This window comes from Streptomyces sp. MUM 203J, from assembly GCF_022414595.1.
Lineage (GTDB): Bacteria > Actinomycetota > Actinomycetes > Streptomycetales > Streptomycetaceae > Streptomyces.
Map to the genome: position 1 here is coordinate 1 of NZ_JADWYO010000101.1, position 9,807 is coordinate 9,807.

Here is a 9,807-nt window from a genome sequence, read left to right on the forward strand (position 1 = left end):
GGCTCCGGCGGCCACGGCTCCGGCTCCGGCTCCGGCCGCTGCCCCGGCCGCGCCCGCCGCTGCCCGCGCCACCGACGAGGGTGCGTACGTGACCCCGCTGGTCCGCAAGCTGGCGGCCGAGCACGGAGTCGACCTGGCGTCCGTCAAGGGCACCGGTGTCGGCGGCCGTATCCGCAAGCAGGACGTCGTCGCCGCCGCCGAGGCCGCCAAGGCCGCCGCTGCCGCCCCTGCCCCCGCCGCGGCTGCTCCGGCCGCCGCTGCCGCCAAGGCTCCGGCGCTCGAGGTGTCCCCGCTGCGCGGCCAGACCGTCAAGATGACCCGCATGCGCAAGGTCATCGGCGACAACATGATGAAGGCCCTGCACGGCCAGGCGCAGCTGTCCACGGTCGTCGAGGTCGACATCACCAGGCTGATGCGGCTGCGCGCCCGCGCCAAGGACGCGTTCGCCGCCCGCGAGGGCGTCAAGCTGTCCCCGATGCCGTTCTTCGTCAAGGCCGCGGCCCAGGCGCTGAAGGCCTACCCGGTCATCAACGCCCGGATCAACGAGGACGAGGGCACCATCACGTACTTCGACTCGGAGAACATCGGCATCGCCGTGGACTCCGAGAAGGGTCTGATGACGCCGGTCATCAAGAACGCCGGCGACCTCAACCTCGCGGGCATCGCGAAGGCCACCGCCGACCTCGCGGGCAAGGTCCGCGGCAACAAGATCACCCCGGACGAGCTGTCCGGTGCGACCTTCACGATCAGCAACACCGGTTCGCGCGGTGCGCTGTTCGACACGGTCATCGTGCCGCCGAACCAGGTCGCGATCCTGGGCCTCGGCGCCACCGTGAAGCGCCCGGTCGTCGTGGACCACCCGGAGCTCGGCGAGACCATCGCCGTGCGCCACATGACGTACCTGACGCTGTCGTACGACCACCGCCTGGTGGACGGCTCGGACGCCGCCCGCTACCTGGGCGCGGTCAAGGCGATCCTGGAGGCCGGCGAGTTCGAGGTCGACCTCGGTCTCTGAGCGCACCCCCGGTTCGCACACGCGATGCGGCGCCCCCGCACGGCAGTTCGCCGTGACGGGGGCGCCGTCGTACCGCCCTCGGGAGCGGGCCGGAATAATGGCCTCACCGGCGTCAGTGAAGGAGCCACGTCCATGACCACCCCGCCCCCCGTCGTGCACTCGCTGCGCGAACAGATCCGCGAGCACATCGTGGAGGGGATCGTCAGCGGACGCTGGAAGCCGGGCGAGCGGATCGTGGAGCGGCGTATCGCGACGGAGCTTCAGGTGAGCCAGACACCTGTACGGGAGGCCCTGCGCGAACTGGAGTCCCTGCGGCTGATCGAGTCGGCGCCGAACAAGGGCGTGCGGGTCCGCAACCTCACGGCGGCGGACCTGGAGGAGTCCTACCCGGTACGGGCCGGGCTGGAGCAGATCGCGGCGGAGCTGGCGGCGGAACGGCTGGCGGCCGACTGCTCGGCGCTGGAGCCGCACGTCGCCGCGCTGTACGACGCGGACGCGGAGGGGGACGGGACGGGGCAGGTCCGCCACACCGTGGCGTTCCACCGGGAGCTGGTGCGGGCCGCGGGCAACGCGGTGCTGCTGCACACCTGGGAGGGGCTCGGCATCGAGGTCTTCACGGCGCTGTCGATCCGGTGGCTGGGCACGGTCCAGAAGGAGTACGCGCAGGAGCACCAGGACCTGGTCGACGCGTTCCGCCGCCGCGACCCGGACATCGGCGCGCTCGTCAAGTCCCACGTTCTGGGCTGCGCGCCACGCGCCTGAGCGTGCGTCCGCAGGCCGTTCCACGCGGGTTTCCCGCCGCTGGAGTCGCCGTGCCTGCCCCAGGCGGGAGGGTCGGGGCGCTCCGGGGGCTCACCTCCTCAGGGCGGTTCCCGTCGCCCCGGTGTTCATCAGGTGCAGTGGCGCACCCCGCTGCGGAGTCGGGACGCCCGGCTGAGCGATCGCCCGCAGCGCGTTCCGCCAGGCGCTCGCCGTCAGCCGGGCGGCGGCGCTGACGGCTTCCCGCAGCGCCCTTCCGGTCGTGTCCTGGTCGGTGGCCGGTTCCAGCAGTCTGGCCGCCCCGGGCGGGCGGTTCGCCGCCCACGCCCGCGGCGACGACACTCACGACCGCCCCCTCGCCCTTCGGACCTGTCCCGCCGAAGGCGCTGACGCCCGGCGGCGGCCCGAGGAGAGCGCTCAAATTGAGCGCGGGGCGCTCATACGGTCGCCGTCACCTGCGAAACCACGGCACCCGGTGCCCTATTTAGTGGCACCCGATGCCTATTTTGGCTCCGCACATAAGATTTTGCCGTTCACCCTTTGATCGATCATCGATCACGGTCGTACAGTCATCGGCGGACCTCAACAGAGGTCCGTCGCCCTGTCCTGCCAAGACCGAGGGCACCCCCACCCCCCTTCGACTCCGGAAGGCGGCGCATATGACCGACCCCAACCGCATCCAGCCGAGCGAGCTCGACCAGCTCCCGGACCGCGACCCCGAGGAGACCGCCGAGTGGCAGGCGTCCCTGGACGCCGTCGCCGCCGCGGCGGGGCCGCACCGCGCCGCGTACCTGATGCGCCGCACCCTGGAGCGGGCCGAGGGCGCCGGTGTCGCGCTGCCCAAGCTGCTGGAGACGGACTACGTCAACACCATCCCCACCTCCGCCGAGGCCGGCTCCGGCTTCGAGGGGGACGAGGCGATGGAGGCCCGGATCACCGCCTGGAACCGGTGGAACGCCGCCGCCATGGTGACCCGCGGCTCCAAGTACGGCGTCGGCGGCCACATCGCCACCTTCGCCTCCGCCGCCTGGCTCTACGAGACCGGCTTCAACCACTTCTTCCGCGGGAAGGAGGCCGACGGATCCGGTGACCAGCTCTTCATCCAGGGGCACGCCTCCCCCGGCATCTACGCCCGCGCCTTCCTCGACGGACGGCTGAACGAGGCCCAGCTGGACAACTTCCGGCAGGAGACCGGCGGGAACGGGCTGCCCTCGTATCCGCACCCGCGCCGACTGCCGTGGCTGTGGGAGTTCCCGACCGTCTCCATGGGTCTGGGGCCGCTCTCGGCGATCTACCAGGCCCGGTTCAACCGGTACCTGACCAACCGCGGCATCAAGGACGTCTCCGCCTCCCACGTGTGGGCGTTCCTCGGTGACGGGGAGATGGACGAGCCCGAGTCGACCGCCGCTCTCGCGCTCGCCGCGCGTGAGGGTCTCGACAACCTGACCTTCGTCATCAACTGCAACCTCCAGCGCCTCGACGGCCCCGTCCGCGCCAACTTCAAGATCGTGCAGGAGCTGGAGGCCCAGTTCCGCGGCGCCGGGTGGAACGTCGTCAAGACCCTGTGGGGCTCGGCCTGGGACGAGTTGTTCCAGCTCGACACCACCGGCGCGCTCGTGCGCCGGCTGCGTGAGGTGCCGGACGCCCAGGTCCAGACGTACCAGACCCGCGACGCCGCCTACATCCGCGAGGACTTCTTCGGGAAGGACCCCGCGCTCGTCGAGATGGCGAAGCTGCTGTCCGACGACAAGATCATCGAGTGCTTCCACTTCTCCCGTGGCGGTCACGAGTCGCGCAAGGTGTTCGCCGCCTACAAGGCCGCCGTGTCCTTCAAGGGCGCCCCGACGGTGATCCTCGCGCAGACCGTCAAGGGCCACACCCTCGGCAGGGGCTTCGCGTCCAAGAACGCCAACCACCAGATGAAGAAGCTCTCGGTGGACGAGTTCAAGGAGATGCGGGACCTGCTCGGGCTCCCGGTCCCGGACAGCGCCTTCGCCGACGGCCAGGTGCCGTACGGCCACCCCGGTGCCGACTCCCCCGAGGTCCGCTACCTCCAGGAGCGCCGGGCCGCCCTCGGCGGTCCCGCACCGGCGCGGCGCGTGCACCCGGTCGCCCCGGTCCCGGCGCCCGCGGAGAAGGCGTTCGCCGCGTTCGACAAGGGCTCCGGCTCGCAGTCGGTCGCCACGACCATGGCCTTCGTGCGGCTGATCAAGGACCTGGTGCGGGACAAGGAGTCCGGCAAGCGCTGGGTGCCGATCGTCCCGGACGAGGCCCGTACGTTCGGCATGGAGTCGCTGTTCCCGTCGCTCGGCATCTACTCGCCCAAGGGCCAGACGTACGAGCCGGTCGACCGCGACCAGCTCATGTACTACAAGGAGGCCAAGAACGGCCAGATCCTCAACGAGGGGATCACCGAGGCCGGTTCGATGGCCGACTTCATCGCCGCCGCCACGTCGTACGCGACGCACGGCGAGACGATGATCCCCTTCTACATCTTCTACTCGATGTTCGGCTGGCAGCGGACGGCCGACCAGATGTGGCAGCTCGGCGACCAGCTCGGGCGCGGCTTCCTGGTCGGTGCGACGGCCGGACGGACGACCCTGACCGGTGAGGGTCTGCAGCACGCCGACGGCCATTCCCCGGTCATCGCCGCGACGAACCCCGCCGCCCTGACGTACGACCCGGCGTTCGCGTACGAGGTCGCCGCCATCGTCAAGGACGGTCTGCGCCGGATGTACGGAGAGGGCGCGCCGGGTGAGGACCCGAACGTCTTCTACTACCTGACCGTCTACAACGAGCCGATGCCGCAGCCCGCGAAGCCCGAGGGCGTCGACGAGGGCATCGTCAAGGGCCTGTACCGGTTCAAGGAGGGCTCGGGCGCCGAGGGCGCGCCGCGCATCCAGCTGCTGTCCTCCGGTACAGCGATCCACTGGGCTCTGGAGGCCCAGAAGACGCTGGCGGAGGAGTGGGGCGTGACCGCCGACGTGTGGTCCGCGACCTCGTGGACCGAGCTGCGGCGTGACGCGCTGGAGGCGGACGCGGCGCTGCTGCGCGGCGAGGAGCGGGTGCCCTACGTACGCCAGGCGCTGTCCGACGCGCAGGGCCCGGTGCTGGCCGTGAGCGACTACATGCGGCAGGTCCCGGACCAGATCGCGCAGTGGGTGGAGCAGGACTACAGCTCGCTCGGCGCCGACGGCTTCGGCCTGTCCGACACCCGCGAGGCGGCCCGCCGCCACTTCGGGGTGGACGCCCCGTCGATCGTGGTCGCCGCGCTGGCGCAGCTCGCCCGGCGCGGTGAGGTCCCCGCCTCCGCCGTGAAGGACGCCCGGGAGCGCTACGGCCTGTAACCCCCTCTCCTGTTCTGCCTGTGCCCCCGGTCCGCCTCCCCGCGTCCGGGGGCACAGGCATGATGGCGTCATGCGTGCCGCCCGCCTCATCAAGATGGTGCTGCTGCTCCAGTCCCGGCCCTCCATGACCGCCGCCGAGCTGGCGCGGGAGCTGGAGGTGTCGGAGCGCACGGTCACCCGGGACGCGCAGGCCCTGTCGGAGGCGGGTGTTCCCGTGTACGCGGACCGGGGGCGGGCGGGCGGCTACCGGCTGGTGGGCGGCTACCGCACCCGGCTGACCGGGCTCGCCCGCAGCGAGGCGGAGGCGCTGTTCCTGTCGGGGGTGCCGGGTGCGCTGCGCGAGATGGGACTGGAGGACGCGGCCTCGGCGGCCCGTCTGAAGGTGTCGGCGGCGTTGCTGCCGTCGCTGCGGGACGCCTCGGAGTCGGCGGCACAGCGGTTCCACCTGGACGCGCCCGGCTGGTACCAGGAACCCGGGACTCCGGAGCTGCTGCCGGTCCTGGCGGAGGCGGTGTGGGGCGACCGGATGGTGACGGCCCGCTACCGGCGTGGCGAGCGGGAGGCGGAGCGGGAGCTGGCGCCGTACGGGCTCGTGCTGAAGGCGGGCGTCTGGTACCTGTGCGCGCGGGCGGACAGGGGCGCGTACCGGGTGTACCGGGTGGAGCGTTTCACCGGTGTGGAGCCGGGTGAGGAACGGTTCGTACGGGACGAGGGATTCGACCTGCCGCGGTTCTGGGAGGAGCGGGCGGCGGCCTTCGCCCGCTCCCTGCTCCGTACGGAGGTGGTGGTGCGGCTGTCGGAGGCGGGCGCACGGGAGCTGCCGTACGTCACGGACCGGGCGGCCGCGAGGCAGGCCCTGGACGCGGCCGGGCCCCCGGACCCGGCAGGATGGCTGACGGTCACCCTGCCGGTGGAGTCGGAGGACGTCGCATACGGCCAGCTTCTGGGGCTGGGCCCGGAGGCCGAGGTCCTGGAGCCGAGGGGGCTGCGGGAGCGGTTCGCGCGGGCGGCGGGGCGGATGGCGGGACGGTACGGCTGTGGCTAGTCCCTGTCCGCCCTCTTCCCGGACCAAGGCAGCGCCCCCCGCGAGGCGGGGCCGCACCTCGTACGCGGCCGGGAAGGGCGGGACGGGCAGAGAGCCGCCGGAGGCACCACGCCCTACCGGTAGGCCTCCGCCGGCCGGTCGGCACCACCGTGCACCACGTCCCGGAAGTACCCCCACGCGTCCGGCTGCGACCCGTCCGCGTCGGTGAAGCCGTACACCTTCGCGAGCTGCCCGCTGCTCAGCGACTGCCCGTTCCAGCGTCCCCGGTCGGGGTCGGCGGCCAGTGCCGCGACCGCGCGCCCGACGTACACCGGTGACTCCGCCACCGCGAAGTGCGGCTCCTTCGCACAGGCGTCGCGCCAGTCGTCCTCCCGTACGCCGAACGCGTCCAGCATCTCCTCGGAACGGAGGAACCCGGGGGTGAGCGCGACGGCGGTGCAGCCGGTGCCCTCCAGGTCGTGGGCGAGGGCGAAGGCCATCCGGATGGGGGCGGTCTTGGCCAGGTCGTAGTAGAAGTTCTCGCGGAAACGCTGGTTGTACTCCGCCGTGCCGTCCGTCATCTCGACGAGCAGCCCGCCCGGCCGGCGGATCAGCAGCGGCAGGGCGATGCTGCTGGTGACGGCGTGGCTGCGGATGCCCAGGTCGAGCATGCGCAGGCCCTTCTCCAGGTCGGTGTCCCACATCTTGACGCCGAACTCCAGCAGGTGGTCGCCGCCCCAGAGACTGTTGACGAGGACGTCGAGACGGCCCTGCTCGGCGTCGATCCGGGTGATCAGCGCCCGCACCTGGTCCGGCTGGAGGTGGTCGGCGGGAACCGCGATGCCCTCCCCGCCCGCCTCGGTGACCAGCTCGGCGGTCTCCTCGATGGTCTCGGTGGGCCTGCCCACCTCGCTGACATGGGTACGCGTGGTGCGCCCCGTGACGTAGACCGTCGCGCCCGCGGCTCCGAGCTGGACGGCGATGGCCCGGCCGCCGCCACGGGTGGCTCCGGCGACGAGGGCGACGGTGCCGGAGAGCGGCTTCGGGGTGCCGGGCGTCTTGTGCTGCGCGTTGGTGGTCATGGAAGGACCGTGTCACGCAAAGGCGACACCTTCTGTCCGGATTTCCTTTGGGTCACCCCGCGTGCGTGCGGACGGGTCCGGCCGGATGCTGGTGCCGTGATGGACGAGACGGAGTTCTGGGAGATCGTCGACAGCACCCGCGAGGCCGCCGAGGGCGACCCCGACGATCACGCCGAGCTGCTGGTGGAACGCCTGGTGCAGCTCGACCCGGAGGCCGTCCTCGACTTCGCCCGGCACTTCGAGGCCCGCTACAACCGGGCCTACTCCTGGGACCTGCTGGCCGCCGCGGCGATCCTGCTGGGCGGGGCGAGCGACGACGCGTTCGACTACTTCCGGTGCTGGCTGATCGGCCAGGGCCGGGAGGTGTTCGAGGGGGCCGTGCACGACGCGGAGTCGCTCGCGGAGCTCCTGGAGGACTTCGACCCGTCGGCGGACGGGGACGGCGAGGAGCTGGGGTACGCGGCCGACGAGGCGTACGAGCAGCTCACCGGCCTGGACAGCCCGGACTTGGGCCTCCCCGCGCCCCCGGCGGAGCTGGCGGGCACACCGCTGGACGCGGACGACGACGGCGCGCTGGCGGAGCGGCTGCCCCGGCTCTGGTCCCGGTTCGGCGGGTGACCGGGGTGAGCCTGCCCGGAGCCGTTCCGGTCAGTCCCCCAGGGTGCGCCCCATGAGCACGTCGTCCACGTGGACCCCTTCCAGCAGGAACTCGCCCGGCAGGACACCCTCGACGGTGAAGCCCTCCGACTCGTACAGACGGCGGGCGGGCCTGTTGTGGGCGAGGACGCGAAGGGTGATCCGGCTCGCCCCCTGGCGCCGGGCCTCGTCGCAGGCGGCGCGCAGCAGGGCTCGGGCGAGGCCCCGGCCCCGGGCGGACTCGGCGACGACGAGGCCCTGGATCTGCCGCACGTGGGCGTTGCTGGGCAGCGGGGTGGGCTCCACGACCCGCACATAGCCCACGGGGCGGCCGTCCGCGGAGTCCGCGACGAGGTGGTGGCGGGGGCGGTGCCGGTCGTCGAAGAAGGGCGGGAACGGGGGTTCGCGGCGGGGAGCCACGGCGTGCAGGGGCGACCAGGCGGCGTGGTCGAGGGCGCTGAGGGCTTCGCCGTCGTTGAGCCGTGCGGGGCGTATCCGGGGACCGGTCATGGCCGTCACTGTGCCACGGAGGCAGGATGGGCCTCATGGCATTTCCCAGGCACCGGACTCATCCCGACCGCCCCGCCGACGGTGTACGGCGGATCGCCGTCACCGGCGCGAACGGGCTGATCGGCTCCGCGCTCGTACGGTCGCTGCGGGCCGACGGCCACCAGATCGTCCGACTGGTCCGGCACCCCGCGCGGGCGGCGGACGAGGTGGAGTGGGACCCGAAGCGCCAGTACGTGGACGTGGCGGGGCTGGCGGGCTGTGACGCGGTCGTCCATCTGGCGGGCGCGGGGGTCGGCGACCGGCGGTGGACGGAGGCCTACAGGCGGGAGATCCGGGAGAGCCGGGTGCTCGGCACGGCGGCCGTCGCGGAGGCGGTGGCCTCGCTGGACGTCCCTCCGGAGGTGATGGTCTGCGGGACGGCCATCGGCTACTACGGCGACACCGGGAGCCGTCGGGTGGACGAGTCGGCACCGGCGGGGGACGGGTTCCTGCCGTCGGTGTGCGTGGAGTGGGAGGAGGCGGCGGGCGCGGCCGAGGAGGCGGGGGTGCGGGTCGCGTACGCCCGGACCGGCCTGGTGGTCGCGCGCGAGGGCGGGGCGTGGGGACGGCTGTTCCCGCTGTTCCGAGCGGGGCTGGGCGGGCGGCTCGGGGACGGGCGGCAGTACTGGAGCTTCATCTCCCTGCACGACGAGGTGGCCGCGCTGCGGCACCTGATCGATACACCGTCCTTGTCGGGTCCGGTGAACCTGACGGCCCCGGAGCCGGTCACCAACCGGGACGTGACCGCGGCGATGGGGCGCGTCCTGCGCCGCCCGACCCCCTTCCCGGTCCCCGCCCCCGCACTGCGCCTGGCGCTCGGCGCCTTCGCCCACGACATCCTGGGCAGCCAACGGGTCCTGCCCACCCGTCTCCTGGACTCGGGCTTCCGCTTCGCGTTCCCCACGATCACCCGGGCCATTCACGCGGCGACCTGACCGCGCGCCGCGCCCCACGAGGGCGGGTGAGCCGGTACCGCTCCTGCGCTCACCCCGGGCCCGGCGGCCCGAGCCGGGGAAGGCCGCGGCCACGGCCGCCGCCGGACAGCGCGAGGACGCCCCCTCCCGCCGTACGACGCCCGCACTCCGGTCGGGGAGGAGGTGGTCGCTGCGCCTCCGCTCCGGGCAGTCGTTCCGCCCGGGTCCTTCTGCACGAGGTGCCCGGGGGAGCACGGCGGAACCGGCCCGTCGGCTCAAGCGGCCCGCACCCGACCCCGCACCCCGTGCGCGCCGCGCCCCGTCACGGGGTGAGCCGGTGCTGCTCCGGGGCGTCCCCTCCCGCGGCGGGAGGGGACGCCCGCAGAGAGGAGGGGCGGAACCGGGTTGTGGCCGCGCCGGGGGCGCCCCCCGTGCGTCGGCGTCCGGCAGGACGCGGGCGAGCCGCCGTGCGGGGCCGGGC

General features: G+C 73.0%; 9 protein-coding genes. 6 read left to right on the forward strand and 3 right to left on the reverse strand.

Annotation, left to right across the window (positions count from 1 at the left end):
- Together sucB and I3F58_RS28355 are read left to right on the forward strand one after the other, a co-directional pair.
- The coding region (gene sucB, locus I3F58_RS28350) for a 2-oxoglutarate dehydrogenase, E2 component, dihydrolipoamide succinyltransferase (RefSeq protein ID WP_240111573.1) at positions 1-1,015 on the forward strand (1,015 nt) is incomplete at its 5' end.
- Positions 1,016-1,147: 132 nt separating this feature from the next.
- On the forward strand, positions 1,148-1,777 hold the full coding sequence (locus I3F58_RS28355) for a GntR family transcriptional regulator (protein ID WP_240111574.1): 630 nt from the start codon (positions 1,148-1,150) through the stop codon (positions 1,775-1,777).
- Between the two features lie 90 nt (positions 1,778-1,867).
- On the opposite strand, the gene I3F58_RS28360 is transcribed toward I3F58_RS28355, so the two are convergent.
- Positions 1,868-2,116 (reverse strand): hypothetical protein, encoded by a 249-nt coding sequence (locus tag I3F58_RS28360; RefSeq protein ID WP_240111575.1) that lies wholly within the window; start codon positions 2,114-2,116, stop codon positions 1,868-1,870.
- Positions 2,117-2,433: 317 nt separating this feature from the next.
- On the opposite strand from I3F58_RS28360, the gene aceE reads away from it, so the two are divergent.
- The gene (gene aceE / locus I3F58_RS28365; RefSeq protein WP_240111576.1) at positions 2,434-5,121 is read left to right on the forward strand and encodes a pyruvate dehydrogenase (acetyl-transferring), homodimeric type; all 2,688 of its coding nucleotides are present in this window, start codon (positions 2,434-2,436) and stop codon (positions 5,119-5,121) included.
- A 70-nt stretch (positions 5,122-5,191) separates the two neighbouring features.
- On the forward strand, positions 5,192-6,166 hold the full coding sequence (locus I3F58_RS28370) for a YafY family protein (protein WP_240111577.1): 975 nt from the start codon (positions 5,192-5,194) through the stop codon (positions 6,164-6,166).
- A gap of 113 nt (positions 6,167-6,279) precedes the next feature.
- Here I3F58_RS28370 and I3F58_RS28375 read toward each other — a convergent pair whose 3' ends face one another.
- Entirely contained in the window at positions 6,280-7,227 is a 948-nt protein-coding gene (locus I3F58_RS28375) for an SDR family oxidoreductase (protein WP_240111578.1), read from the reverse strand.
- 99 nt (positions 7,228-7,326) lie between these two features.
- Here I3F58_RS28375 and I3F58_RS28380 point away from each other — a divergent pair, with 99 nt between their 5' ends.
- The gene (locus tag I3F58_RS28380; RefSeq protein WP_240111581.1) at positions 7,327-7,845 is read left to right on the forward strand and encodes a DUF4240 domain-containing protein; all 519 of its coding nucleotides are present in this window, start codon (positions 7,327-7,329) and stop codon (positions 7,843-7,845) included.
- A 30-nt stretch (positions 7,846-7,875) separates the two neighbouring features.
- On the opposite strand, the gene I3F58_RS28385 is transcribed toward I3F58_RS28380, so the two are convergent.
- Positions 7,876-8,373 carry a GNAT family N-acetyltransferase gene (locus tag I3F58_RS28385; protein ID WP_240111579.1) on the reverse strand — a complete coding sequence of 166 codons (498 nt, stop codon included), beginning with the start codon at positions 8,371-8,373 and terminating at the stop codon, positions 7,876-7,878.
- A gap of 35 nt (positions 8,374-8,408) precedes the next feature.
- Between I3F58_RS28385 and I3F58_RS28390 the strand changes: the two genes are divergently transcribed.
- Complete coding sequence (locus tag I3F58_RS28390; RefSeq protein WP_240111580.1) at positions 8,409-9,347, forward strand: TIGR01777 family oxidoreductase; 939 nt, start codon at positions 8,409-8,411, stop codon at positions 9,345-9,347.
- Positions 9,348-9,807: the final 460 nt, after the last annotated feature.

Coding starts and splice junctions, on each gene's coding strand:
- I3F58_RS28390 (WP_240111580.1), top strand. CDS start 8,409: ATGGCATTTCCCAGGCACCGGACTCATCCCGACCGCCCCGCCGACGGT.
- I3F58_RS28355 (WP_240111574.1), top strand. CDS start 1,148: ATGACCACCCCGCCCCCCGTCGTGCACTCGCTGCGCGAACAGATCCGC.
- aceE (WP_240111576.1), top strand. CDS start 2,434: ATGACCGACCCCAACCGCATCCAGCCGAGCGAGCTCGACCAGCTCCCG.
- I3F58_RS28380 (WP_240111581.1), top strand. CDS start 7,327: ATGGACGAGACGGAGTTCTGGGAGATCGTCGACAGCACCCGCGAGGCC.
- I3F58_RS28385 (WP_240111579.1), bottom strand. CDS start 8,373: ATGACCGGTCCCCGGATACGCCCCGCACGGCTCAACGACGGCGAAGCC.
- I3F58_RS28370 (WP_240111577.1), top strand. CDS start 5,192: ATGCGTGCCGCCCGCCTCATCAAGATGGTGCTGCTGCTCCAGTCCCGG.
- I3F58_RS28375 (WP_240111578.1), bottom strand. CDS start 7,227: ATGACCACCAACGCGCAGCACAAGACGCCCGGCACCCCGAAGCCGCTC.